Source organism: Streptomyces sp. NPDC126510, from assembly GCF_040302345.1.
Classification (GTDB): domain Bacteria; phylum Actinomycetota; class Actinomycetes; order Streptomycetales; family Streptomycetaceae; genus Streptomyces.
The window spans coordinates 212,224-236,997 of sequence record NZ_JBEORR010000014.1 but is presented as its reverse complement, the minus strand read 5'-3'; the positions used below and the strand labels follow the sequence as shown (position 1 = coordinate 236,997).

Here is a 24,774-nt window from a genome sequence, read left to right as displayed (position 1 = left end):
GAGCATGTGTGGCGCTGAGGGGACATGGTGCGGCTCCTTGCTGCTCATGGCGTCATTGCCCGCGCGGCGGATTGTGTGGTGGTGAGGAAGTCCCGAGTGGCGATGTGCCCGATATAGCCGTCGGGACGGATCAGCAGCAGGGTGTCGCCGGTCAGGCCGTAAGCGCCCTTCAGCGTGTTCTTCGGGTCGAGGAAGCCGAGACCGTCGGCGGCGGTCGTCCCGACCGCCATCCGCTTCAGCTGAGCGCCGGCCGTCGGCCAGGCGAGCAGTTCGAGGTCCCGGGCGGCACCCGGTCCGTAGGCGACGGCGGTGAAGTGCGGCCCGCGGAAGGCGTCGAACAGCCGGGTCCCGGTTCCGTCGGAGCGGAGCAGTTCGGCGTCCGGCGCGCGGTCGCCCGCACGCAGTGTCCCGGTGCGCATTCCGTCGGCGGGGGCGAGCGGGCCGCCGTAGTACGTCAGGGCGAGCTGCTGCTCGTCCTTGCCTCGCTTCATGCTCGACGGGTCGAGCTTGGCGATGCCACCCCACTTGTCCGTGGACAGGCCCAGGACCCCCGCGGCGATCGGCTGCCGCTCGGCCTCGTAGGTGTCGAGCAGCGTGGCGTCCGCCCCGGCGAGGACCTGGCCGAGCTTCCAGCCGAGGTTGTAGCCGTCCTGCACGCCGGTGTTCAGGCCCTGGGCGCCGGCCGGGGTGTGGACGTGCGCGGCGTCACCGGCGAGGAAGACCCGCCCTCGGCCGTAACTCTCCGCCAGGCGGATGTTGGGCCGGAACACCGACGTCCAGCGGATGTCGTGCAACCGGATGCCCCGGTTGCGGGTGTGCTGGTGGATCCGCTGGACGATGTCGTCCTTCTCGGCAGGTGGTTCCTCGTCCGGAGTGAGACGGATCATCCACTGGAACATGTCGCTGTGCGGGAGCGGGCAGGCGCCGATGAACTTGCCGCCCCGGCCGGGCCACATGTGCCACCGGTTGCGGGCCAGACCGGTCACCGAGGCGTCGACGATGAGCATCCGGTCGCTCTCGTCCGTGGTGCCGACGAAACCGATGCCGAGCTGCTTGCGCACCGCGCTGGAACCACCGTCGGCGCCCACGACGTACCGGGCGACGATTTCCTCCGGGCCGTCCGCGCCCGCCACCGTGGCGACGACCGTGTCCTCGTCCTGCGTCAGCTCGGTCAGTTCCCTGCCGAACTCGATCTCATGGCCGAGCTCGCCGAGCCGGGCGTGCAGTGCGCGGTCCGTGCGGAACTGAGGGATCAGCCAGGTGTTCGGGTACGGGACGTTCGCAGTCGCTTCCTTGTGGGTGAACATCTTCCACGGCACCGCCAGGGGGCCGGCATGGATCCCGAGCTTGGGGTACGCGCTGCCGCCGGCCAGCACGTCGGGCAGGGCACCGAGGTCTTCGAGGACTTCGAGGCTGCGGGGCTGGACGCCCTTGGCGCGGGAGCCGTCGAAGGCATGGGGAGACTTGTCGACGATCCGTACGTCGAGTCCCCGGCGCACGAGGTCGATCGCCAGGGCAGATCCCGAAGGCCCCGCACCGATGACCAGTACGTCGATGACCTGCGGGTCGTTCATGAGTCGAGCCTTTCGGCGCGTGGGGCCACGAACGGGACGATCCGATCGGCGACGTGGCGCGGACGTTCGAATGGGGCCATGTGACCGCATTCCGGAATGACGTGATGCTCCTTCGGCTTCAGGAGGGCGCGAGCCGCGGTGAGGTGGGTCAGGGGCGTGACGTTGTCCTCGTCGCCCCACAGGAGCAGTGTGGGAATGCCCAGTGCGCCCGTCTGCCGGAAGAGGTCGTCACGGCCGGAGAGCGGCAGGTGCTGCAGTGTGTCGAAGACCGCATACAGTGACCCCTCGAAGCGGAAGGCTTCGAGGACCATGTCCGTCAGTCTCGCGCCGAGTTCGGGGTCGAGGACGTTGTGCCCGAGGTGCCCCTGGAGTATCTGGTGGCCCCGCGTCCGGGCGACGACACCGGCCAACAGATCGTTGCGCAGTAGCCGGTGAGGGGCAGTCGGTCGCGGTTTCGCGAGACCGGCGGGCCCGACGATCGTGAGGGTGGACACCCGTGAGGGGTACTGGGCGGCGTAGGTCATGGCGACGAGGGCTCCCATGGAGGTGCCGACGATGTGCAGTGGCTTCGTCGTCAGACCCAGGCGTTCGGTCAGTTCGGCCAGCTGCCGCGCGAAGAGGGCCTCGTCGTATCGCGCCCCCACCCGGTCCGAGTAGCCGCGGCCGTACGCGCTGCAGGTCAGAGTGCGCAGCCCGCGGGCGTGCAGCTCGGTGACCAGGCCGTCCCAGTAGAAGAGCGGGATGGTCAGGCCGCCCGCCATCACGACCAGCTCCCCGTCCTCGGGGCCCTTCAGTTCGTAGTGCGTGACGCCGTCGGACAGCTCGATGAAGCTGCCGCGCAGGGCTTGCCGCGATTCGGCGGTGAGCCGTAGGTCCTCGCCTGACGCGACGAAGTACTTCATGGAACGGGCCTCCTCGGCCTCAGTGCGTGGCGGTGTCGGTGGAGGAGCGGAGGAACATCACGATCGCGTCCGCGACCCACTGCGGTTCCTCTTCGGGCAGCAGGTGACCGCCATGGGGGTGCACCATCTCCCCGGCGCCGGGGAGATCGCGGCTGAAGTGCTGGCCGTCGATGCTCGCGCTGCGCAGGACGAGCGTGGGCGCCGTGATGCGGGGGATCTGAGCGCTGCGGTCGGGCTGGTCGGTGTTGCAGAAGTCGACAAAGGCCGAGCGGTTCCCGGGCCGGTTCATGAGCTGGTGGGCACGGTCCACCATGGCGTCGTCCACGATCGTCGAGTGCGGGCCGACGCTCGAACGCAGGTTGCGCTCGATGGCGCCGCGCGGCATCACGCGCCGCAACACGGGCCGTAGCAGCGGGTTGCGGGTCAGGCGCATGCCCGCCGGGATCTCCTTCTCCGGGTACCCGGTGGCGTTGACCAGCACCAGGCCGGTCAGCCGCTCCGGATGGTCCAGGGCGAGGTTCCAGGCGATGTTGCCGCCCAGTGAGTTGCCGGCCACCGCGTAGCGAGGCACCTCCAGCGCCTCCAGGAAGGCCGCCACCGCCGCCGTGTAGGTCGGGATGCGGTAGTCGCGGTCCTTACGGGGGCCGGTCAGGCCGAACCCCGGCAGGTCGGGGCGGATGACGTCGAACGACTCCGACAGCAGGGCCGCCGCACGGTCGAAGTGCTGAAGCGACGAAGCGCTGCCGTGCAGCAGAACGAGTGCCGGGCCGTGCCCGGCGCGTTTGTAGTGGATCCGCAATCCATCCACCGCGACGAACCGGGAATCGGGCTGTGGCTCAGACCAGGTGCTCATAATGGATACACTGTTACCGATAAGGTGGGCGTGTCAAGTACGGGCCCGGGCGGGCGTCCGGAGTCGCATGGGAGTCTGATCCGGGGATGGCCTCGGGGTGCGTCGGCCGGCGGTCGCCCAGCGTGTTCGGCGGCTTGAGGTCGCCGCCGGGTGGCAAACAAGTGCTACGCACGCTCGCCGACTGCGCGGCGCTGCGCGAGGGCCTGAGGTGCGCTCGCAGCGTCCTGGTGGTCGGAGCGGGGCTGCTGGGCATGGAGATCGCATCGACGTGCCGCACTCTCGGTCTGGAGGTCACGGTGGTCGACCGGGATCCGCCGCTGCGCCGAGTGCTCGGGCCGGTGCTCGCCGAGGTGATCGCGAGTGCCGCGCCTGAGCACGGAGTGGTGCTCAGGACGGTGCCCTGCGGCGTCCGGCTGGTCGGAACCCACACGCTGGAGGGCGTCGACGCCGACGGTTACGTGCTCACAGCCGACGTGATCGTGTCGGCGGTCGGGGACCTACCCGCCGTCGACCGGCTCACCGGTTCCGGCCTGACACTCGACCGCGGTGTGGTCACCGACTCCCGCGACCGCGTCGCGGACGGCATCGCCGCGGCGGGGGATGCGGCGGTGGTCCGTGGGACGTGCCACCGTCCGCACTGGACCAACGCGGTGGAGCAGGCGCGGGTGAACCGGATCTGGTCGATGTCGACGGCAGCTCCTTGCTTCTGCGCTGGTCGGGCGGCGCGGCGGCGACGGTGAACCACACGATGCCGGTCCGCAAGCTCAGGCAGCTCGCGTCCGCCTTGTGACGGGTCGTGCGTGTGCGAGTGGAGGGTAAGGTCCTGCGACACCAATGCCCAGCGTGTTCGCCGCCGGGTACACGACGTCACCATCGGGCCACGTGTCGGACATGGAGGAGGCCCCGTACACCCTGGTGGACACCTGGACAAGATCCTCTGCGGGTGCAGCGCGTTGGCACCCTGTTCATCGGCACGGCCTCGGACGAGGTCAGTCCTGCGGAAGCGGCTGCTCGGCCCAGATGGTCTTGCCACGCCCGGTCTGCCGGCTTCCCCAGCGATGGGTGAGCTGGGCGACCAGCAGCAGTCCGCGGCCGCCCTCGTCGAAGGCGTGGGCCCGTCGCAGATGCGGTGAGGTGGAGCTGCCGTCGGAAACCTCGCAGATGAGCGTGCGGTCGCGGATCAGCCGGAGCTGGATGGGCGGGGCCCCGTACCTGATGGCGTTGGTGACCAGTTCACTGACGACCAGTTCGGTGACGAACGCCGCCTCGTCCAGTCCCCAGGCGGCCAGCTGCTCGGTGGCGGCCTGGCGGGCCGCGGCCACGTGCTCGGGATCCGATGTGATGTCCCAGGTCGCGACCTGGTCCGTGCCCAGCGCGCGGGTGCGTGCCAGGAGCAGTGCGACGTCGTCACCGGGCTCCTCCGGAAGCACTGCCTTGAGCACCGTGTCGCACAGCATGTCGAGGGTGCCCGCCGGTGCGGACAGCGCCCGGCACAGCTCGGCGGTGGCGTAATCGACGTCGCGGTCGCGGTCCTCGATCAGACCGTCGGTGTAAAAAGCGAGCACCGAGCCCTCGGGCAGCTCCAGCTCGGTCGCCTCGAAGGGCAGGCCGCCGATGCCCAGGGGCGGCCCGGCGGTCATCTCCACCAGGGCTGCGCTGCCGTCGGCCGGCAGCACCGCAGGCGCCGGATGGCCGGCCGCCGCGAGGTTCAGCCGCCGCGACACCGGGTCGTAGACGGCGTACAGGCAGGTCGCGCCGAGCTCCGCGACCTCGCCGCTCTCGTCGGAGGCGAGGTGGACGACGAGGTCGTCAAGGTGGGTGAGGAGCTCGTCCGGTGGCAGGTCTACGTCCGCGAGGGTGCGGACCGCAGTACACAGGCGGCCCATCGTCGCCGTAGAGGGGATACCGTGCCCGACGACGTCACCGACGACCAGGGCGACCCGGCTGCCGGACAAAGGGATCACGTCGAACCAGTCCCCGCCGATACCGGCCAGCGAATCCGAGGGCAGATAGCGGTGGGCCACCTCGACGGCGGCCTGTCCGGGCAGCCCTCGTGGCAGGAGACTGTGCTGGAGGGCCAGGGCCGTGGCGCGCTCCCGGGCGAACCGCCGGGCGTTGTCGATACACACGGCGGCCCGGCTGGCGACCTCTTCGGCGAGGACGGTGTCGTCAGCGCCGAAGTCGTCCGGGTTGGCGATCCGCACGCCGACCACCACGCCGAGGGTGGTACCGCGCGCCCGCAGCGGCGCGGCGAGCATCGAGTGCGCGCCCTTGCGGTAGGGCCTGCCCGCGGGGGCGCGCGCGTTGCGCTCGGCGACCCAGCGCATGAAGTCCGGCTCGCCGGCCTGACTGACCACGGCCCGCCCCGCCCTCAGGGCTTTCGCCGGCGGAGAAGACGGCGAATAGGTGTCGGTGTCGCCCACAGGTATGGCGGCCTCAGGTGTTCCCTTCGTCCCAGATCCGTGCGCGACCCTGCGCAGGACGATGTCCCGCAACGGAATGTCGGGCAGCCTCTCCGCTTCGAAGACCCACTCCAGCAGGTCGACGCTGGCGAAGTCGGCGTAGCGGGGCACCAGCAGCTCGATCAGCTCCTCGGCGGTGCGCACCACGTCCAGGGTCGTGCCGATCGAGGCTGCGGCCTCGTCCAGCAGGGCGAGACGTTGCCGGGCCCAGTACTGCTCGGTGCTGTCGAATGACGCAATACCCACAGCGTGGACCTCACCGTGACCGTTCCGCAGCGGCCACATGTCGGTGGTCCAGGCGTGTTCCCGGTTCAGGGCGGGGGCCCCGGTGAAGCTCTCGTAGCGGACCGGGCGGCCTGTGGCGACGACCTGACGCAGATGATCAAGCCAGCCGCGATGCGCTTGGCGGTCCTCCACGCTCTCCGGGAAGTGCTGTCCCAACAGCGCCTCCTCCGGCACTCCCATGATTGCGCAGGCCACGTCGTTCAGCCGCACATAGTGCTGCGTGGTGTCGAACACCGACATGGGCAAGGAGGCCTGCTGGAAGGCTTGACCCGCCACGGTCGTCTCCGGCCCGTCGGGAGGATCGCCGGTGATCACGTACCCGGACTGCTCCCCGCTCTCACCGAGCACGGCGCAGGCGGTGAGGGCGAGCGGAACGGACGAGCCATCCCGGTGGCGCAGCACGACCATGCCTGACAGGTTCGCGACCGCGTCGGCCCTGACGTGCTCAGCCAGCAGTTCATGGGCCGGACGGTTCACCACCTCGTCGAACGTGTATCCCACCAGGTCGCGCGCACCGTCGCTCCAGGCCCTCACCACACCCCGCATATCGACGATCGCCGCGGCGTAGCCCTGTCCCATGGATTCAGCATTGTTCCGCTGTCCGGCCAGGGCAACCGAGAACAGAACACCACGACACCGTCGGCTGACGGCCGTCGCTCTGCGCGCTCACACGGTTCGCGTCTGCCTCGAAGCGGTGGTTGCCCTTTCGGCGCGTGCGCAGGGGCATCCTCGGGTGACCGGGACGGCGTCGTGGCGATCACCGACGCCACCGGCGGCGGGAAGAGCACCGCAGGTCCAGAGGTCGCGCGGATCTTCCGTGCCGGAGGCGACGCGGCAGGCGGCCGGGAACCACCCGGCGTCGAGGTGCACGGAGAACTGCATGCCGTGGTCCATCCGGACCTGCCGCGGGTCACCAACGTCGGCTTCCTCGTGGGAGACACCGACACAGCCACCGTCTCCACCCGGGCGACGCCTTCACCGTGCCCACACGCCCGGTGGACACGCCCCTGTGGCCCGTCGCCCGTCCACGGTCCGGCCGGGGGCGACGGCGTTGACCCCGTCGGCGGCCCATTCCCGGGCCATGACCTTCACCAGCTGGTCGAGGCCGCCCTTCGACGCCGAGCGAGCCGGGAGCGAGGGGATCGCGGGCATCGCCCGGTACTTCGCCGCGCATCCCTGACGCGGCGGGGGCGCACCAAGTGCGAGCCGGGCCGGCGGTGACACAGCGGGACACTCCGGTGCGGGCCGGGTCAGGTGACCTGGCCCGCCTCTCTGTGCCAGACGGGCCTCCGAGTCACGGGAGAAGGCGCTGATGAACAGGGTGGAACACGGCTTAGCAGGCCCCCTCCCGCTGCGGAACGTCCTCGAGGGCCGCACCTGCGCGCCGTCACCCCCGGCGGGACGCGATCGGCGCCGACTTCGCCGGCCGCTCGGCCACCTTCCGGCCGAGTTCGTCGCTCACCGCGCAGGAGTGGCCGGTGAGGCGGGGTCGGGCAGGGGGCGTCGGGCGACCTCGTGGGCTTCGGCCGGTGTGACGCCCAGCATGCGCAGGACCATCTCGGCGACGTTCGCCGCGGCCTCGTCGCCGTTCAGCTCGGGGCGGGCGAATCTCAGCTCCACCAGGGACAGCAGCGTTCCGCCCAGTGCGGACAGGGCGACCGCTGGGTCGACCGGGGTGAAGCGGCCGGAGGCGAGGCCGGCCCCGAGGTCGCGCAGTGCCCGTCGGGCCAGGCCGTTGTCCGAGTGGATGTGGCCCATGCCGCGGAGGCGCAGGACCTGCATCAGCTCGGGGTGGGAGTCGGCCATGCGGGCGCTGAGCCGGAAGCCTGCCGCGACGAGTTCCGCGGGGTCGTCGATTCCCGCAAGGCGCTCGTCGAAGTTCTGGCCGAACTCCTCCAGGGCGTCCACCACGGCTGCCTCGAACAGCTCCGTCTTGGACTCGAAGTGGTTGTAGAAGGAGCCGAAGCCGACGTCGGCGCGCTCGGCGATCGCCTGGATGCTGGCGCTGGTGTCCCCGGTTTCGGCGAGTATCTGCCGGGCGGCGCGAATGAGCGCGCGACGGGTCTCGGCGCGGCGCCGCTCGAACCGGTTGCTGGGCGGGGCTGACGTAGGCATGCGCAGAGTCTAACCGCGGGGGCGATGACGACAGCATCTCTGATGAAATCATCATTTTATGTCGGGGAGGTCTTGACGACAAGACTGTCAAACTTGATGATTCCCTCATCACGATGCTGCTCGGAGGGCACCATGTCTGAACCCCGCGTCTACGGGACCGACGTCAAGACGGCCCACCAGGACCTGCACAGCGACCAGGGCGCCCTGCGCGGCGAGCACCCCGGCCGCTCCCGCAATCCCGTCATCAAGGTGGCGGACCTGGCCTGGCTGGAGTTCGAGAAGCCCGACCTGGACCGGGCGGAGGTCTTCGCCCGCGACTTCGGGTTCGGCATCGCGGCCCGCACGGAGCGGGAGTTGTGGCTGCGCGGCACCTTCCCGGGCTCGCCCTGCATGGTGATCCGGCGCGGGCGGAGCTCGCGCTTCATCGGCCCGGCGTTCCGCGCGGCGGAGCGGGCCGACCTGGACCGGCTGGCGCGGGCCACCGGGTCCGACGTGCGGGACGCGGACGTGCCCGGCGGCGGCAAGGCGGTCGGCCTGCTCGACCCGTCCGGCTTCCCGGTACGGGTGGTGCACTGCGGCGAGCAGCTTTCCGCGCTGCCCGAGCAGCAGCCGCTGCTGCTCAACTTCGGCACTGCTCACCGTCGTACGAACACCACGCAGCGCCCGCCGCGCGAGCCGTCCCGGATCCAGCGGCTGGGACATCTGGTGCTGGAGACGCGGGTGTTCGCGCGGGCGCTGGACTGGTACCTGGACACCCTCGGCATGATCGTGTCCGACTTCCTGTTCCTGACCGGGCAGCGCGAGCGCGGCCCGGTCATGGCGTTCATCCGCTGCGACCTCGGCAGCGTGCCGGCCGACCACCACACGCTGGCCATGCACCTGGGGCCGGGCACCGGCTATGTCCACTCCGCCTACCAGGTCACCGACCTGGACTCGATCGCGGTCGGCGGCGAATACCTCAAGGAGCGCGGTTACCAGCGCAGTTGGGGCATCGGACGGCACATCCAGGGCAGCCAGCTCTTCGACTACTGGCGCGATCCCGACCACTTCATGCTGGAGCACTTCGCCGACGGCGACCTGTTCTCCTGCGACATCGAGCCCGGCTGGGCGGCCTTCTCGACCAGCGGGCTGGCCCAGTGGGGTCCGCCGGCCACGCGTGACTTCCTCGGTGCGAGCCCCACCCCCGAGCGGGTCCGCCACGTCATCGAGGCCCTGCGCGGTGACAACGAGATGGACATGGCGCGTCTGCTGGGTCTGCTCAAGGCCGCCCAGTCCTGAATCCTCAACTTCCTCACGAAAGTAGCTGACATGAGCACCAACGTCCTGCGCACCGCCGACGGGTGGTGGGCGGTCCTCCCGCAAGCTCACGACTCCGCTCGTGCAGGGGGGACCCCCATCGACCGGGCCGTCCCGGTCGACACCAAGGCCGTCACCACCGCCGAACTGATCGCCGACCGGGCCGCCGTACGAGCGGCCGCGCTCTCCGGCGAACCCGGCACGCCCGTCGCCGACCTGACCGCCCTCTCGCCGCTCACCACCCCCTGCCGGGTGGTCGCGCAGATGGTCAACTACCGTAGTCACGCCCGCGATTCGGGCTTCTCCGGCGACATCCCGCCCGCCTTCTTCCGCAAGGCGTCCGGCTCGGTCAGCGGCCCCGCGGACGCCGTCATCCGGCCCTCGCATGTGAAGTTCCTCGACTACGAGATCGAACTCGGCCTCGTCATGGGGGCGCCACTGCCCATCGGCACCCGAGTCGCCGAGCCGGACCTGCCGTCGTACGTCGCCGGGCTGGTGATCACCAACGACGTCAGCGCGCGGGACGTCCAGCTGACCAAGACGCAGTTCTACGAGAGCAAGTCGTACCCGACCTTCACACCGACGGGGCCGTACCTCACCCTGCTGGAGCCGGAGGACTTCGCCCACCTCCTCGACCTGCGGCTGAAGCTGTCCGTCAACGGCGAACTGCGCCAGGACCGCACCCTCGCCGACATGATCGTCCGCCCCGCGCAGGCTCTGACCCTGCTCGCCCGCTTCCAGACCCTCGACGCCGGTGACCTGCTGCTCACCGGCACCCCAGGTGGTACGGCGCTCAAGGCCCCGCCGAAGCCGGTCGAGAAGATCGGCGCGCTGCTGCCGCCCGCCGTGAAGTGGAAGGCGTTCTTCAAGAGCCAGGCGAAGAACCCGCACTACCTGCACGCGGGCGACGTGATCACGGCGACGATCGCGACCCCGGACGGCCGCATCGACCTCGGCGAGCAGCGCACACCCGTCACGGATGCGCAGTAGGGCAGAGGTGAGCCGCACATGACCGTCGAGCACAACCCGGCAGCCGTACCCGTGGTGATCATCGGGGCCGGACCCGTGGGCGTGACCGCCGCCCTCCTCCTCGCCCGGCGCGGAGTCCGCAGCGTCGTCCTCGAACGCCACCAGGACCTCTACCCGCTTCCACGCGCGGTCGCCGCCGACGACGAGGTACGCAGGATCCTCCAGGCCGCGGGCGTGGGAGAGGAGTTCGCAGCGATCGCCCGCCCGGCGAACGGGCTGCGGCTGCTGGACGCCCGGCACCGGGTGATGGCCGAGTTCCGCCGCACCGAGCACGGCCTGCACGGCTACCCGCAGACCAGCATGTTCGACCAGCCCGAGCTGGAACAACTGTTGCGCGCTGCCCTGGCCCGGCGCCCGGAGTGCGAACTGCGGGGCGGCGTGGAGGTCACCGCCGTCGGACCGGACACGACCGGCCCCGTGCGAGTGACCTACCGTGACGACGACGGCGAGCACCAGCTGTGGGCCGAGGCGGTCCTCGGCTGCGACGGCGCGGGCAGCCTCACCCGCGAGGCCATCGGCGCCGTATGGGAGGACCTGCGCTTCGAGGAGCAGTGGACCGTCGTGGACGTCCGCACGACGGCCGACGTCCGCTGCTGGGAGGGCGTCGACCAGGTCTGCGACCCGGACCGGCCGGCCACCTTCATGCGCGTCGGTGAGGACCGCTACCGCTGGGAGTTCCGGCTGCGGGACGGCCAGGAGCCGGTCCGCGAGCTGATCGCCCCGTGGCTGGCGCAGTCGTACGACGGGGACTTCGAGGTCGTCCGTGAGACGCAGTACACCTTCCGGGCGCGTGTCGCCGACCGCTGGCGCAGCGGACGGGTCTTCCTCCTCGGCGACGCCGCCCACCTCACTCCGCCCTTCATCGGGCAGGGCCTTTGCGCGGGCTTGCGGGACGCCTACAACTTCACCTGGAAACTCGCCCATGTCCTCCGACGGGGCGGCGAAGAACGGCTGTTGGCCACGTACGAGAGCGAGCGCAAACCGCATGCCCGCCATGTCATCCGGCTCGCGGTCGCCATGGGCTGGGCCATGACCGGCGGCCAGGACGGCGCCGCCGCGGCGCGCCGGAGGCTGCTGGCCGTAGCCTGCCGCATACCCGGGCTCGCCACGGCGGCCGGCCGCGACCTCAGCCCGCCTCTGACCAGCGGGCCCCTCGTCCGACGCCGTACTCGCAGGGGCCTGGTGGGCACCTACTGCCCGCAACCGTGGATCACGGCCGACGGGCGACGTACCCGCCTCGATGAGCTGCTCGGCGACTCCTTCGCCCTCCTGACCGCCGCCGAACCCGGGCCCTCGCTGAACGCCCTGGCCCACGGACTCGGCATCCGTGCGATCCCCGTCACGGACTTCGGCGACGACGGCACCCTCGCCGCCTGGCTGCGCGCAGGGCGGGCGGACGCCGTACTGCTGCGTCCCGACCGCATCGTCATGGACATCGTCCCGGCCGGCGGCCTCGACTTCACGGACACCTCCGCCTGGGCGTCCCTCCTGCACACCACGCGCGGCCCCCACCCTTCGTCCCGGACCGTCGACACCAGCCTGCTGAGGAGCATCACACGATGAGCGTGCCCGACCCTTTCCTGACGCCTGATCCGCAGGCCGTCGCGGACAGCTACATCATGGACTTCGCCCGCCACGTCGGGATGCCCGGCTCCGACTACGCCACCTTGCACCGCTGGTCGGTCACCGATCTGGAGGGCTTCTGGGGTGCGGTGTGGGAGTACTTCGACATCGACGCGGACACCCCGTACGAGCGGGCGCTGGCGGAGGAGCGGATGCCGGGCGCCCGCTGGTTCCCGGGCGCCACCCTCAACTACGCGCACCACGCCCTGCGCAACCACGCCGATGACGCCGTGGCGGTCATCGCCCTCGACGAGACAGGCTCCTGCTACGAGGTGACCGCCGGCCACCTGCGAGCCCAGGTCGCCTCGATCGCGGCCACCCTGCGTGAGTTCGGCGTGGGGCCAGGCGACCGGGTGGTGGGCTATCTGCCCAACACCCCGCACGCGATCGTCGCGTTCCTGGCCGCCGCGAGCCTGGGCGCCGTGTGGTCGGTGTGCGGGCAGGACTACGCCCCCAAGGCGGCAGCCGACCGGTTCGCCCAGCTCGAGCCGACCGTCCTGGTCGCCGCCGACGGCTACCTCTTCAACAGCACCACCTACGACCGCCGCGACGCCGCCCTCCAACTCGCGTCCGCACTGCCGACGTTGAAGGCCACCGTGCTGGTCGACCACGTGGGCCTGCCGTGGCCGTCTCGGGCGTATCCGTCACTGGTCGTTTCATGGGAGGACGCCTCCACCCGCACCGAGGAACTCGCCTGCGTCCCGGTGCCGTTCGACCACCCCCTGTGGGTCCTGTTCACCTCCGGCACCACCGGCCTGCCCAAGGGCATCGTCCACGGCCACGGCGGTGTCCTGCTGGAGCATCTCAAGACCCTGGGCCTGCACTCCGACCTGGGCTCCGGCGACCGCCTGCTCTGGTACACCACCACGCACTGGATGATGTGGAATCTCGTCGCCTCGACGCTGCTGACCGGCGCCACGACCTGCACGTACGACGGCAGCCCGGCGCCCCTCGCGAAACCCGACGTCCTGTGGGAGCTGGCCGCGCGTCACCGGGTCACCGTCTTCGGCACCAGCCCCCAGTACCTGCTCGGTATGGAGAAGTTCGGCATCGACCCGTCCGTCCACGACCTGTCGTCGATCCGCGTGGTCGGCTGCACCGGCTCCGCCCTGCCTGCCTCCGCCTACCCCTGGGTCCGTGACCATGTCGGCGACCGCGTGCTGCTGGCCTCCATCAGCGGCGGCACCGACGTCGTCTCCGGCTTCGCGGGCGGCGCACCCAACACACCCGTCTGGGCGGGACAGTTGTCCGCACCCAACCTGGGCGTGGCGCTGGCCGCTTATGACGCCGAGGGCTTCCCAGTAGTGGACCAGGTCGGCGAGCTCGTCGTCACCCGCCCGATGCCGTCCATGCCGCTGTCCTTCTGGAACGACCCCGACGGCACCCGCTACCGCGACGCCTACTTCTCCTCCTACCCCGGTGTGTGGCGCCACGGCGACTGGATCACCCTCACCTCCCATGGCTCGGTGATCGTCCACGGCCGCTCCGACAGCACGCTCAACCGCAACGGCGTCCGTCTGGGCAGCGCCGACATCCACGACGTCGTCGAACGCCTCCCGGAGATCGCGGAGGCGCTGGTCATCGGTGTGGAGGAGCCGGGTGGCGGATACTGGATGCCGCTGTTCGTGGTGCTCGCCGCCGGGGAGACCCTGGACGACGCCCTCCGCGAAAAGATCAGGAAAGCGATCCGGACCGGCGCCTCACCCCGCCACGTCCCCGACGACATCCTCGAGGTCCCCGGCATTCCGCACACCCGCACCGGCAAAAAACTCGAAGTCCCCGTCAAACGCCTCCTCCAGGGCGCCCCGGTCGAGCAGGTCGTCAACCCCGCGGCCGTGGATGCCCCCGACCTCATCGACCATTACGCCCGCCTGGGCGCCGGACGCCAGGACCGATCGGCATGACGACCGCACAGACCACCCTCGCCGTCGCGCTGTCCCTCGTCCTCCTCCCTCTGGGGCTGGCGAAGATCGCCGCCGTGCCGTTCATGCGTCAGGCAGCCGCGCACCTCGGCATGTCAACGGGCCTCTATCGAGTCGTCGGCACGCTGGAGCTCGCCGGAGCCGCCGGGCTGCTGCTCGGTCTGGCTTCGGCCCCGCTCGGCGTGGCCGCCGCCGCTGGGCTGGTTTTGCTCATGGTGGCTGCCGTGGTGGTACACCTGCGCCAAGGCGACCCGCCCGTGCGGGCCCTGCCCGCCGCCGTGCTGGCAGTGACGGCGGTGGCGTACGCCGGGATGGCGATCGCGGTCGGCTGACGGCTCGGGTGCGCGCCGCCTCAAGCGGAGGCTGCCGGTGCCCTACAGTTCAGGAGCTTCCCGTTCGGCGTACTGTCGACAGTGTGGAGTACACGGCCGCCGGCCTTGTGTCGCGTGTCGCCGGGGACCTCGGGCCGATGGCGGACGAGGTGATCGCCGACGTGGTGCGGTGCCTGCGGCGTGAGGTTCCCGAACTGTGGAGCAACCCGGATCTCGTCCGCATGACGTCCGAGAACATCACCGAGCATGTTGTCGGCGTGCTGGCCGGCCTGGAATACGGCATCGAGCCGAGCGAGATAGATCCGCCGTCCGCCGAGCTGGAACGCGCACGCCGGCTGGCCCGGCACGGCGCGCCGGTCACAGCGCTGTTGCGGGCCTTCCGGTTCGGTCAGGGTGTCGTCCTGGACAGACTGCTTGCAGAAATGCCTCGGCTGACGAAGGACGCGGAGTTGATCAGCGCGGCATCGCGCCTCCTGATCGCGATGGCGAACGGATACGTCGACGACGCGTCCGAGCAGGGTGTCACGGCGTTCCAGGAGGAGCGGGACCGGCGACTGCAGGGTCGGCTGTCCTTGGTGAACGAGGCCGGTTTGCGCATCGGGACCACCCTGGACATCGCTCGCACCACCCAGGAACTGGCGGACCTCGCCCTCGACCACTTCGCCGACCTGGTCACCGTCGACCTGCTCGACGCCATGGTCCACGGGGACGGCGGTCCGGAGCCGGGCCCGCTCGTCCTGCGCCGGATCGCCCAGGCGTCGTCGGCGCAAGGCGGCCCGGATCCGACGGTCGGGTTGGGGGCGGTTCACACCTGCGCGGACGGATCGGCCACGGCTCGCGCCCTTGCCACCGGCCGGCCCTCCCGGCACACGACGACGCCGACGGATCCTGCCGACGGCCTCGGCACTCATCCCGCCCGCTCGACGCTGGTGGTGCCGCTGAGCGCCCGCGGCGCCACTCTCGGCGTCGCGCGGTTCTGCCGTCACCACGACCCGGTTCCCTTAGACGACGAGGACCTGTTCCTCGCTCAGGAGATCGCGGCCAGGGCGGCCGTGGCCATCGACAACGCCCGCCGGTACACCTACGCCCGTGCCACTGCCCTCACTCTCCAGCGCAGTCTGCTGCCACGGCGTACGGCGGAGCAGTCCGCCGTCGATGTCGCCTGCCGTTACCTGCCCGCCGGTCCTCAGGCCGGTGTGGGTGGCGACTGGTACGACGTGATCCCGCTGTCCGGAGCCAGGGTCGCCCTGGTCGTGGGCGACGTGGTCGGCCATGGCATTCACGCCGCCGCCACGATGGGGCGCCTGCGCACCGCGGTGCGTACCCTCGCCGACATCGACCTGCCGCCCGATGAGCTGCTGACGCACCTGGACGACGTCGTCATCCGTCTGTCCGCCGAAGCCTCGGCCGAGCAGACGGAAGGGGCGGGGGACATAGGCGCCACATGCCTGTACGCCGTCTACGACCCCGTCGACGGCCGGTGCTCACTGGCCCGCGCGGGGCATGTGCTGCCCGCCGTGGTGAGCGGCGACGGAACCGTCGACTTCCTGGATCTGCCACCCGGCCCGCCGCTGGGCCTGGGGGGCCTGCCGTTCGAGGCGGCGGAGGTCGACCTGCCCGAAGGCAGCCTCCTCGCCCTGTACACCGACGGCCTGGTCGAAGCCCGCGACCGCGATATCGAGGCGGGCCTCACCCTCCTGCGCCACGCCCTCGCACAACCCTGCGCCTCCCTGGAGGCCGCCTGCGACACCGTGCTTCAAGCCCTGCTGCCCGCAGGCCGGCCGCACGACGACGCCGCCCTGCTGCTCGCCCGCACCCGCGTCCTCGGGGACCACCAAGTCGCAGCCTGGGACGTGGACGCCGACCCGACAGCCGTCGCCCGGGCCCGTTCGAGCGCTGTCCGGCAGCTGTCGGCCTGGGGCCTGGAAGCCTTCGACTTCATCACCGAACTGGTGGTCAGCGAACTGGTCACCAACGCCACCCGCTACGGCCGACCTCCCATCCGCCTGCGTCTCATCCGTGACCGCTCCCTCCTGTGCGAGGTGTCCGACGCCGGCAGTACCACCCCCCACCTGCGCCGGGCCCGCGTCTTCGACGAGGGAGGACGCGGGCTGCTCCTGGTCGCCCAGCTCGCCGAGCGCTGGGGAACGCGCCACGCCCGGCAGGGCAAGACGGTCTGGGCCGAGCTGGGCGCGGAGAAGCACGCCGGGCCTTCGGGGCCCGTCTCCGTCCTTTAGCCGGCCCGCGTGTGCACGGAGAGTACCCGCAGTTCTGATGAGTTCATCGTTTTTCTCTGCCGCAACCCTTGACGGTGTATTCCGTCAAGCTTGATGATTTCGTCATCACGGAGTTGTTCCGCTGACGGCACCCGTTTGCGCAACGGCGTGAGGGGAGTGGCAACTCACCGAGGCCGCGCTCCCGTCAGCCGTCCATGAACCAGTCGGCCCCGACAAGCACCGTCATGCCCCACGCTCTCTCACGGCACCTTCAGGAGGGCTCTTCATGCCCATGCGTACGGAGATTCCCGTCTACCACCCCGATCTGTACTCGGCCTCGGCCATCCGCGATACATATCCGCACTACGCCGCGCTGCGGGCACTCGGCCCCGTGGTCCGGCTGAGCAAGCACAAGGTCTACGCCCTGCCACGCTATGCCGAGTGCAAGCAGGTACTGCTGGACGACGACACCTTCGTCTCCTCGGGTGGTGTCGGCCTGAACCCCGTAGCCAACTGTGTGGGCCAGGGCACCACGCTGTTCAGTGACGGCGATGAGCACATCCGCCGCCGCTCCCTCCTCGCGCACCGGCTCACCCCCAGGGCGCTGCGCACGATGCAGGACTCGGTCGAGAAGCAGGCCGCCACCGTGGTCGCGGCCGCCGTCGCCCGCCGGACGGTCGATGCCGTCGAGGTCGCCACGGCTCTGCCGATGGCCGTCGTCCCCGACCTGGTCGGCTGGCCCCGGCAGGGCCGCGAGCACTTGCTGCGATGGGCCGGCGCCACCTTCGACGCCCTGGGTCCGTTCAATCGCCAGGCGGTGCGCACCCTCCCTGCGTCCCTCGGCATGCTGCGCTACGCGCGCGGCGTCGTGCGCGACCGGTCCGTGCTGGACGGCAGCATGGGGCACGACCTGCTGCGTGCCGCCGAAGAAGGCCGCATCATGCCGGACGAGTGCGCCACGATGATGATCGACTACCTGGCGCCGTCCCTGGACACCACCATCAGCGCCATCTCCAGCGCCCTGCACCTGTTCGCCACTCACCCCGAACAGTGGGGCCTGCTGAAGGCGGACCCGGACCTCGTGCCGAAGGCGGTCAACGAGGTAGTCCGCTACGCCTCCCCGATCCGCGCGTTCTCCCGGACCGCAGCCCACGACACGGAACTCGCGGGCATCCCCCTGCCCAAGGGCTCCCGTGTGCTGGTCCTCTACGGCTCCGCCAACCGCGACCCGCTGGAGTGGGACGACCCGGACACCTTCGACATCCGCCGCGACGCCGCCCGCCAACTCGGATTCGGGCACGGCACCCACGGCTGTGCCGGCCAGGGCCTGGCCCGCATGGAGACCTCCGCCATGCTCCGCGCCCTGGTCGACCGCGTCGACCGCATCGAGGTGGCCGGCACACCCGAGTGGGCCCTGAACAACGTCATCCACCGCCTCGAGAGCCTGCCTCTCGAACTCATCCCCGCGTGAGCCCCACGCATGACCGTTCCGAGGACAGCATCATGAAGGTCTCCGTCGACTACGCGCGCTGCGAAGGCCACGGCCTCTGCGCCGAGCAGGCCCCCGGCGTCTTCACCCTGGACGACGACGCCGAACTCACCCACCACTTCGAGGGCGCAGAGATACCCGACGAGCATCGGACCGCCTCGCGCGCGGCGGTCAACACCTGCCCGGTCTCCGCCCTGCGAGTCCTGTCGTGACCGCACCGCGCTCGGTGCTCGTCGTCGGCGAGTCACTCGCCGGCACCACAGCCGTCCGCCACCTGCGCACCCTCGGCTACACCGGACCGGTCACGCTCATCGGTGCCGAGAAGCACGGCGCGTACTCCCGCCCGCCCCTGTCCAAGGTGGTCCTGAAGGACCCGGCCGCGGACCGGACCCTGGGCCTGGCCCTCGACGGACTCGACGTCGACGTCATCCGCTCGGCCGCCGTCGCGGCCGACACCCGGTGCCGCACCGTCACGACCGCCGACGGCCGCCAGGTCGGCTACGAGGCGCTGATCGTCGCCACCGGCGCCCACGCCCGCCGGCTCGCCGCCTCCGGGCAGCGGGGCGAAGTCGTCCTGCGCACCCTGGACGACGCCCGCCTGCTCCGCGCCCGCCTGGCGGACGCCGGCTCGGCGATCGTGATCGGTGCCGGTTTCCTCGGCATGGAGGTGGCCAGCGCCTGCGCCGCCCGCGGCATCCCGGTCACCGTCGTGGACACCGACCGGCCGCTGGAACGCATCCTCGGCGACCACCTGTCCTCCGCGATCACCACACGAGCCGCGGCGTACGGCATCCGCTTCGTACAGGCCACCGGCCTCGCCACTCTGGCCGGCGACCCCGTGAGCGGGGTGGCCCTCCCCGACGGCACCGAGCTCACCGCGGACCTGGTGGTCACCTGCGCCGGAGAAGTACCCTGCGTCGGCTGGCTGGCAGGGACGGGCCTCGCCGACCGCCTCGGCGTAGGTATCGACGATGCCTGCGCCACCACCGTGCCCGGCGTGTTCGCCGCCGGCGACGTCACCTACCTCCGCGGCGACGGCGCGGGGCCCGACCGGCGTGCGCCCTTCTGGTCCAACGCCGTCGCCCAGGGCAGGACCGCGGCGGCCTCCGCCCTGGGTCTCCCTCCGCCGGGACCAGCGCAGGACGACTACTTCTGGACCGAGGTCGCCGGTCTCACCGTCAAGATCGTCGGCCGTCTGCCGCTCCTCGGCGAACCGACCACGGTGCAGGGCAACATGACCGACGGACGCGCGCTGCTGACGTGGAGCCATGTCGACGGAACGTCGACGGCGGTCGCCTACGGACTGCGCAAACCGGTCGCCGCGCTACGGGCCTTGGCCGCCACGTCTTTGCCGCCGTCACCGTGACGGCGGCAGATCAGCGTCGTGACGTAAGGGGCCTCGAAGTATTCGGCCCTACTGTCTCCGGCGGCCCCGTAGCCCTCTTCCCCGACCGGGACTTCCACTGGTTTCCGCTGCAGACGCACTGCAGAGGCTTTCCGCACACGCGCTGTCGGCGTGGACTTCCGCCAGGTCGCGGACAATGCACCGGAGTTGCTGCCACTCCAAGTGCTGGGGCCGGCATCTGCCCGCAGACGGAGACCCGTACGGCTACAGCACGGGCGCGCTGCTGCTTGCACCCGGGTGCCGAGTGCGCGGTGGACCGCTCTCGACGGCCTGGGCTCCTCTCAGAGCAGCGTCACTTTGCAGGAAGATGATCCGGTGGCTACCATCCTACTCAACAATGCGATTAGGTGCATAGTTGCCCAGCGATGATCGTGAGCCACTTCCAGCGTTGACGAGAGGCGGTCAGCCCCGTGTCGAGCAGTGCGTATCTGCGCTATGTCGCCTTGGGTGACAGTCACACAGAGGGGCTCGGGGACGGCGACGATGTCCGTGGACTTCGGGGCTGGGCGGACCGGCTCGCTGAACAGGTCGCTCGCCACAGTCCCGGCTTGCTCTACGCCAATCTCGCGGTGCGCGGCCGTAAGGCCGCTCAGGTGCGCGCCGAGCAGCTCGGTTCGGCTCTCGCGATGAGGCCCGACCTCGCCACCGTGGTGGCCGGGGTCAATGACGTGTTGCGTCCGAGCTGCGACCTCGACGAGGTGGCCGGTCATGTCGAGGCGATGTTCGCCGCTCTCACCAAGCAGGGCGCCACCGTCGCGACCCTCATGTTTCCCGACGTCGGGCGTATCACGCCGTTGGCCCGCCCGATCGGTCACCGTGTTCTCGCTCTCAACGCGCGCATTCGGGAGGCCGCCGACCGCCACGGCGTAGTGGTCGCGGAGACGGCCGCGCACGCGGCGGCCACCGATCCGAGGTTGTGGAGTGCTGACCGGCTGCATGCAGGCCCGCTGGGACACGCGCGCATCGCGGCTGCCGTGGCCCAGGCGCTCGGTCTGCCGGGCAGCGATGACAGGTGGGCCCTTCCCCTTCCGGTCGCGGGGACGGACATCTCTGCCTGGAGGGCGGTGGGTGCCGAACTGCGCTGGGCCGGCACCTTCCTCGGCCCCTGGATGGGCCGCCGCCTGCGTGGTCGCTCCTCCGGCGACGGCCGCCAGGCCAAGCGGCCGACGCTGCTTCCGGTGGCGGCGTCCGTTGGGGACACCTCCCCAACGGTGTGATGCTCTGGCTTGCGGCGACGCCGGTACCTCCTCGTGCTGAACTCTCTTCGTCGGACGGTAGGTGGACAGAGTGCAACCACGCGGGCCGAGCTGGCCCGGGCCTGAGTGCCATCTACTGCTGACTCCAGGTGGGACCGCCGCAGATCAGCTGTCGGCCCGGAGCGTGGCCGTGCGCTGTTCGAGCCTGCGCAGTGCCATGTCCCCCCACTGGAGGTTCTCCCGCTCGAAGGACATTCCGCGCAGCAGAGTGAGGTACGGGCCGATGCGCTCGGCCTCGGCGAAGTACGCCTCCTCGGATCGCCCGTCGAGCAGACGTTGCCGGAGCCTTTCGTAGCGGGCCAGCTTGGCGGTGGCCCACTCCATGCGCTCGGCGATGGCGGTCCGGACCGCTTCCATGTCGCCCGCGTCCAGGCACTGCACCTTGACCATCAGCTCGTCCCGGATGACCGCCGGTTTACCCAAGGGCTCGGCGGTGTAGGCGCGGACGGCCTTCCGCCCGGCCTCCGTCAAGGAGAACAGACGCTTGTTGGGGCGTCGCTCCTGCTCGACCACGCGGGCCGTGACGAGTCCTTCGGCCTCCATGCGCTCCAGCTCCCGGTAGAGCTGCTGGGGCGTCGACATCCAGAAGTTGGCGACCGTCGCGTCGAACGCCTTCGCGAGGTCGTACCCGGACGCCTCGCCCTCCAACAGCGCGGCCATCACCGCGTTCCGCAAAGCCATGGACACACGCTAGCACCGCTGTGATTACTCAACGAAGTGAGTAACGGTCACCCAATCCTTGTAGACAAGCCCGGGCGAGCCCGCTAATCTCGCGTACATCTATTCAATTTGTTGACTATGAGAGGTGGGCTCTCGTGCATCCCTTCCGCAAAGCTGTCGAGAGCGGCGACCTGGACGCCGTGGCCGCTCTGCTGGCCGACGACGTCGTCTTCACCAGCCCCGTCGCCTTCAAGCCGTACCCGGGCAAGGCCATCACCGCCGCGATCCTGCGCGGCGTGTCCCGGGTCTTCCAGGACTTCACTTATGTCCGTGAGATAGCCAATCCCGACGGCCGCGACCACGCCTTCGTCTTCACGGCCACCGTCGCCGGCAAGCATCTCCAGGGTTGCGACTTCCTGCACTTCGACGACAACGGGAAGATCGACGAGTTCACGGTCATGGTGCGCCCGCTCTCCGCCGCCCAGGCACTCTCCGAGGCCATGGGCGCCCAGTTCGAGCAGATCGCCCGAGAGGCCGCCGAGCAGTGACCGCGACGACGGACTTCGACGCGGTGGTCATCGGCGCGGGCAACGCAACGCCGGACTGACCGCTGCCGCAACCTCCAACGCGCGGGACCAAGCGCCTTCTTGGTGGAGCGTCACAATGTCCCCGGGGCTGCGCCACCTCCTTCCGACGCGGACGCTTCGAGTTCGAGACGGCGTTGCACGAGCTGCCCGGAGTCGGTATGGAGGGCCAGCAGTACCCGTTGCGCGGGCTGTTCGAGAAGCTGGGCATCGCCGATTCACTTGAGTTCGTCCAGGAGCACGACCTGTACCGCGCCGTGATACCCGGTCGGCGGTCTTGTGGCCCATCCATTCGGCGACGTCGGTGATGGGGATGTTGTGGGTGAGGCAGTTGGCGGCGAAGAAGTGGCGCAGGCCGTAGACGACCATCCCGTCGGGGATGTCGACCTGGCCGGCCCTATTGATCCGCTGCCAGCAGCGGCAGCAGATGCACCACCGACGCCGGCCCCAGATCCCGCTGCCCGGCCTTCCGCCCGGTGGCGTACTCCCCGAACCGCATCGCCCCGTACTTCGCGATCCGCTCCGCCTCCGCCTGCCCCCGCGGCGCCGCCCGCTTCGCGTTGTAGACCTCCGTCAAACGCGCGATCGCCTTGTCTGGCGTAGCGAACCCGGACTCCTTCACCTGCTTCCCCGCCGCCGACCGATACCGCACCGGACGCGGTTCGGGGGGGTGAAGGGGTATGACGGGGCTCCGTTGTCGGCTCCAGACCTGCCGGCGACGCCTCTGAAGCCGCGGGGGAGGGGGCGCTGACGTGTCGAAATGGCTGATCGGTCGGTGACGGGTGATGACTCGCCGCCGTGTGTTGTCTTACGCGGTTCAATCGTGTGCGGGAGGGCGGCTGGGCGCGTTACGCGCCCGATGCGCGGTGCTGGGCCATTCCACGGTGCCTCCGTCCGTGGGTGGTGGTGGCAGGACTCTTCACCCCGACCTGCGGCGGCTTCGTCACGAAGGGGCGGCGAGGCGCGCAGATGCCTCGCCGCACCCACACTGGCCATGCTCCGCGCCTCGCGGACTCGCTGTCCTTCGTCCACCTGGACATGGTCCGCGTGGTGCAGGACGACTCCGGAGTATGCGTGCAGATCCAGACCGACGACCACCGCACCGACGTCGGCCGGGCGCCTGTACGTCAACGCGCCGTGCCCAGGCGGCCCGACGCGCGGGGGACTGGGCGCTGACCGCAGAGAGGGAGTACGAGTACCGGGGTGGGGCTCAGCGTCGGGCGGGTCCGAACAGCCCGCCGACGATTTGCCGCAGTACGGCTTCCTCCTGAGCAGTGTCTTCCGTCCGCTCGTACTCAGTCAGCGCAATGCCGGCCAGCATGAACTCGTTCGTCAGCGCGCGCACCGCTGCGAGCAGGTGTTCGACGCCGAGGCCGCCGGGCTCCGGCGTGCCGACGGCCGGGAAGACCTGCGGATCGAGGACGTCGAGGTCGATGTGGACGTAGACCGCCTCGGCGCTGGTCGCACGCACCTGGGCCAGGAGCGGGCCTGGGCGGGTCAGTTGCTCGACGCCGATGTGCCGGATGCCGCGACGCTCGACGAGGTCCCGCTCGCCCGGGTCCAGTGACCGGGCCCCTGCGAGCACCACACGGTCGGCCGACACGCTCCGCACGGGGCGCAAGCCCTCGGGGCCGTCGCCGAGGAGCGCGCGCAGCACCATGCCGTGAAAGGCTCCGGACGGCGACGACTGCGGGGTGTTGAGGTCGGCGTGCGCGTCGAACCACACCAGCGTCAGCCGGTCCCCGAAGACAGAGAGGGCGGTTTCGACCGGGGCGAGGTCCACCCCGCAGTCGCCGCCGATGGTCACCGTTGTTTCACCCGGCGGAACCTCCGCCAGGGCTTCGCGCACAGACTGCAGGTGCCGCTCCAACACGTCGGCATTTCGTACGCCGCCCTGCGAGTTCCCGACGCCGCTGTCGATCACGACCCTGCGCCGCCGCTCTTGAGGCATCAACTCAGCAAGCCGGGCAGCACCACTGCGCAATCGACCAGCGGTCGTGGCCCCCGACCCCTGCCACTGCGCCACCTCGAGTACAACCTGACCGGACACGAAGATCTCCCCTCACGTTGATCAACCAGCCTAGGCCGCGTCACCGGCCGTCCCACAGGCCCCCACATGAGGGAGGGGGAGCTGTGCAAGTGCAGCCACAGTCTGCGTCGTGCTGTCTCGGCCGCGGGGCAGGGCAGACGGGCTGCGGCATCCCTCGGAATCCGGGTTGTGCCTGGCGGTTTCGTTTCACCGGTACGACTGTCGTGCACGGGTGGGGATTTCTGGGGCTGTTCACTCCCGCGCCGTGGTGGTAACCCAGGTCTGCTATCGCCCCGACCACCGCCGTATTTCCTTTGAGCCTGCCCGGTTCCGGACGCCCTCAGACTGCGGCCAAGGGGGCCCTGCACGCTGCTTCCTCGATCACCGCCCCCGAAGGGCGGCCCGAAGCGAAGGGGCCACCGCGATGACCACGCATCGACCACCGCCAGGCGCCCGACGGACCCACCCCGACCAGCACCGGACAAGCCGCCCTGGTCTCCTGCGGTGCGCACTCGGGATTCCACTGTGAACCTCTGGCAGAGCGGCTGCCCGGCTTTGACCCAGGCCGGATCCGACAGGGTGCCGACGAGCTCTGGGGTGACGTTCGGGTACTCGGTTGAGTCGAAGTTCTTCAGCCCCTTGGGCCGGGGGTAGTTCGCGTCCCTGACCAGCCGCTGCTTGCGCCGTTCGTCGCGTTCGGTTGCGGCGGGCTTTGCGCCGGGCCGGGAACACGGGGAGGGCC

21 protein-coding genes and 2 pseudogenes are annotated in these 24,774 nt (G+C 70.4%); 14 read left to right on the top strand and 9 right to left on the bottom strand.

The annotated features are described in order from the left end of the window. Positions 1 to 44: 44 nt before the first annotated feature. The 3 genes from ABTX60_RS21995 to ABTX60_RS21985 are packed head-to-tail and all read right to left on the bottom strand — an operon-like array spanning position 45 to position 3,329. The gene (locus tag ABTX60_RS21995; RefSeq protein WP_352098692.1) at positions 45 to 1,574 is read right to left on the bottom strand and encodes an FAD-dependent oxidoreductase; all 1,530 of its coding nucleotides are present in this window, start codon (positions 1,572 to 1,574) and stop codon (positions 45 to 47) included. Then, positions 1,571 to 2,476 carry an alpha/beta fold hydrolase gene (locus ABTX60_RS21990; protein WP_352098691.1) on the bottom strand — a complete coding sequence of 302 codons (906 nt, stop codon included), beginning with the start codon at positions 2,474 to 2,476 and terminating at the stop codon, positions 1,571 to 1,573. Before ABTX60_RS21990 ends, ABTX60_RS21995 begins: the two co-directional genes overlap by 4 nt. Positions 2,477 to 2,495: 19 nt before the next feature. Then, positions 2,496 to 3,329 (bottom strand): alpha/beta fold hydrolase, encoded by an 834-nt coding sequence (locus ABTX60_RS21985; protein ID WP_352098690.1) that lies wholly within the window; start codon positions 3,327 to 3,329, stop codon positions 2,496 to 2,498. A gap of 161 nt (positions 3,330 to 3,490) precedes the next feature. On the opposite strand from ABTX60_RS21985, the gene ABTX60_RS21980 reads away from it, so the two are divergent. Next, on the top strand, positions 3,491 to 4,069 hold the full coding sequence (locus ABTX60_RS21980) for an FAD-dependent oxidoreductase (protein ID WP_352098689.1): 579 nt from the start codon (positions 3,491 to 3,493) through the stop codon (positions 4,067 to 4,069). 249 nt (positions 4,070 to 4,318) lie between these two features. On the opposite strand, the gene ABTX60_RS21975 is transcribed toward ABTX60_RS21980, so the two are convergent. Beyond that, positions 4,319 to 6,655, bottom strand: coding sequence for a SpoIIE family protein phosphatase (locus ABTX60_RS21975; protein ID WP_352098688.1), 2,337 nt, complete (start codon positions 6,653 to 6,655; stop codon positions 4,319 to 4,321). Positions 6,656 to 6,934: 279 nt separating this feature from the next. On the opposite strand from ABTX60_RS21975, the pseudogene ABTX60_RS21970 reads away from it, so the two are divergent. After that, positions 6,935 to 7,104, top strand: a pseudogene (locus ABTX60_RS21970) (MBL fold metallo-hydrolase); the annotation flags it as partial. On the opposite strand, the gene ABTX60_RS21965 reads toward ABTX60_RS21970, so the two are convergent. Continuing rightward, a complete protein-coding gene (locus ABTX60_RS21965; protein ID WP_352098711.1) occupies positions 7,052 to 7,228 on the bottom strand; it encodes a hypothetical protein in 177 nt (58 codons plus the stop codon). The pseudogene ABTX60_RS21970 and the gene ABTX60_RS21965 sit on opposite strands and share 53 nt — an antisense overlap. A 306-nt stretch (positions 7,229 to 7,534) precedes the next feature. After that, the gene (locus tag ABTX60_RS21960) at positions 7,535 to 8,191 is read right to left on the bottom strand and encodes a TetR/AcrR family transcriptional regulator (protein WP_352098687.1); all 657 of its coding nucleotides are present in this window, start codon (positions 8,189 to 8,191) and stop codon (positions 7,535 to 7,537) included. Between the two features lie 132 nt (positions 8,192 to 8,323). On the opposite strand from ABTX60_RS21960, the gene ABTX60_RS21955 reads away from it, so the two are divergent. The 10 genes from ABTX60_RS21955 (at position 8,324) to ABTX60_RS21910 (ending at position 20,720) form a co-directional block, all read left to right on the top strand. Then, the gene (locus ABTX60_RS21955) at positions 8,324 to 9,469 is read left to right on the top strand and encodes a VOC family protein (RefSeq protein ID WP_352098686.1); all 1,146 of its coding nucleotides are present in this window, start codon (positions 8,324 to 8,326) and stop codon (positions 9,467 to 9,469) included. A gap of 30 nt (positions 9,470 to 9,499) precedes the next feature. Further along, complete coding sequence (locus tag ABTX60_RS21950) at positions 9,500 to 10,477, top strand: fumarylacetoacetate hydrolase family protein (RefSeq protein WP_352098685.1); 978 nt, start codon at positions 9,500 to 9,502, stop codon at positions 10,475 to 10,477. An 18-nt stretch (positions 10,478 to 10,495) separates the two neighbouring features. Then, positions 10,496 to 12,079: a bifunctional 3-(3-hydroxy-phenyl)propionate/3-hydroxycinnamic acid hydroxylase MhpA gene (gene mhpA, locus ABTX60_RS21945; RefSeq protein WP_352098684.1), complete on the top strand. Its 1,584-nt coding sequence runs from the start codon at positions 10,496 to 10,498 to the stop codon at positions 12,077 to 12,079. Next, complete coding sequence (locus ABTX60_RS21940; RefSeq protein WP_352098683.1) at positions 12,076 to 14,043, top strand: acetoacetate--CoA ligase; 1,968 nt, start codon at positions 12,076 to 12,078, stop codon at positions 14,041 to 14,043. The genes mhpA and ABTX60_RS21940 overlap by 4 nt, the downstream gene beginning before the upstream one ends. Further along, the gene (locus tag ABTX60_RS21935) at positions 14,040 to 14,393 is read left to right on the top strand and encodes a DoxX family protein (protein WP_352098682.1); all 354 of its coding nucleotides are present in this window, start codon (positions 14,040 to 14,042) and stop codon (positions 14,391 to 14,393) included. The genes ABTX60_RS21940 and ABTX60_RS21935 overlap by 4 nt, the downstream gene beginning before the upstream one ends. 83 nt (positions 14,394 to 14,476) lie before the next feature. Next, positions 14,477 to 16,630, top strand: a complete 2,154-nt coding sequence (locus tag ABTX60_RS21930; protein ID WP_352098681.1) for an ATP-binding SpoIIE family protein phosphatase — start codon at positions 14,477 to 14,479, stop codon at positions 16,628 to 16,630. A gap of 265 nt (positions 16,631 to 16,895) precedes the next feature. Continuing rightward, positions 16,896 to 18,080, top strand: coding sequence for a cytochrome P450 (locus ABTX60_RS21925; protein WP_352098680.1), 1,185 nt, complete (start codon positions 16,896 to 16,898; stop codon positions 18,078 to 18,080). Next, positions 18,077 to 18,310 (top strand): ferredoxin, encoded by a 234-nt coding sequence (locus tag ABTX60_RS21920; protein ID WP_502992363.1) that lies wholly within the window; start codon positions 18,077 to 18,079, stop codon positions 18,308 to 18,310. Before ABTX60_RS21925 ends, ABTX60_RS21920 begins: the two co-directional genes overlap by 4 nt. Next, complete coding sequence (locus tag ABTX60_RS21915; RefSeq protein WP_352098679.1) at positions 18,307 to 19,464, top strand: NAD(P)/FAD-dependent oxidoreductase; 1,158 nt, start codon at positions 18,307 to 18,309, stop codon at positions 19,462 to 19,464. The genes ABTX60_RS21920 and ABTX60_RS21915 overlap by 4 nt, the downstream gene beginning before the upstream one ends. 449 nt (positions 19,465 to 19,913) lie before the next feature. Further along, entirely contained in the window at positions 19,914 to 20,720 is an 807-nt protein-coding gene (locus tag ABTX60_RS21910) for an SGNH/GDSL hydrolase family protein (protein ID WP_352098678.1), read from the top strand. Positions 20,721 to 20,864: 144 nt separating this feature from the next. Here the strand turns inward: ABTX60_RS21910 and ABTX60_RS21905 are convergent, their stop codons facing one another. Further along, positions 20,865 to 21,440, bottom strand: coding sequence for a PadR family transcriptional regulator (locus ABTX60_RS21905; RefSeq protein WP_352098677.1), 576 nt, complete (start codon positions 21,438 to 21,440; stop codon positions 20,865 to 20,867). 134 nt (positions 21,441 to 21,574) lie between these two features. Here ABTX60_RS21905 and ABTX60_RS21900 point away from each other — a divergent pair, with 134 nt between their 5' ends. After that, a complete protein-coding gene (locus tag ABTX60_RS21900) occupies positions 21,575 to 21,967 on the top strand; it encodes a nuclear transport factor 2 family protein (RefSeq protein ID WP_003994666.1) in 393 nt (130 codons plus the stop codon). A gap of 433 nt (positions 21,968 to 22,400) precedes the next feature. Here ABTX60_RS21900 and ABTX60_RS21895 read toward each other — a convergent pair whose 3' ends face one another. After that, on the bottom strand, positions 22,401 to 22,580 hold the full coding sequence (locus tag ABTX60_RS21895; RefSeq protein ID WP_352098710.1) for a hypothetical protein: 180 nt from the start codon (positions 22,578 to 22,580) through the stop codon (positions 22,401 to 22,403). A gap of 78 nt (positions 22,581 to 22,658) precedes the next feature. On the opposite strand from ABTX60_RS21895, the pseudogene ABTX60_RS21890 reads away from it, so the two are divergent. Continuing rightward, positions 22,659 to 22,754 (top strand): annotated as a pseudogene (locus ABTX60_RS21890) (pirin family protein); the annotation flags it as partial. A 459-nt stretch (positions 22,755 to 23,213) separates the two neighbouring features. Here the strand turns inward: ABTX60_RS21890 and ABTX60_RS21885 are convergent. Then, positions 23,214 to 24,053, bottom strand: coding sequence for an arginase family protein (locus tag ABTX60_RS21885; RefSeq protein WP_352098676.1), 840 nt, complete (start codon positions 24,051 to 24,053; stop codon positions 23,214 to 23,216). Positions 24,054 to 24,774: the final 721 nt, after the last annotated feature.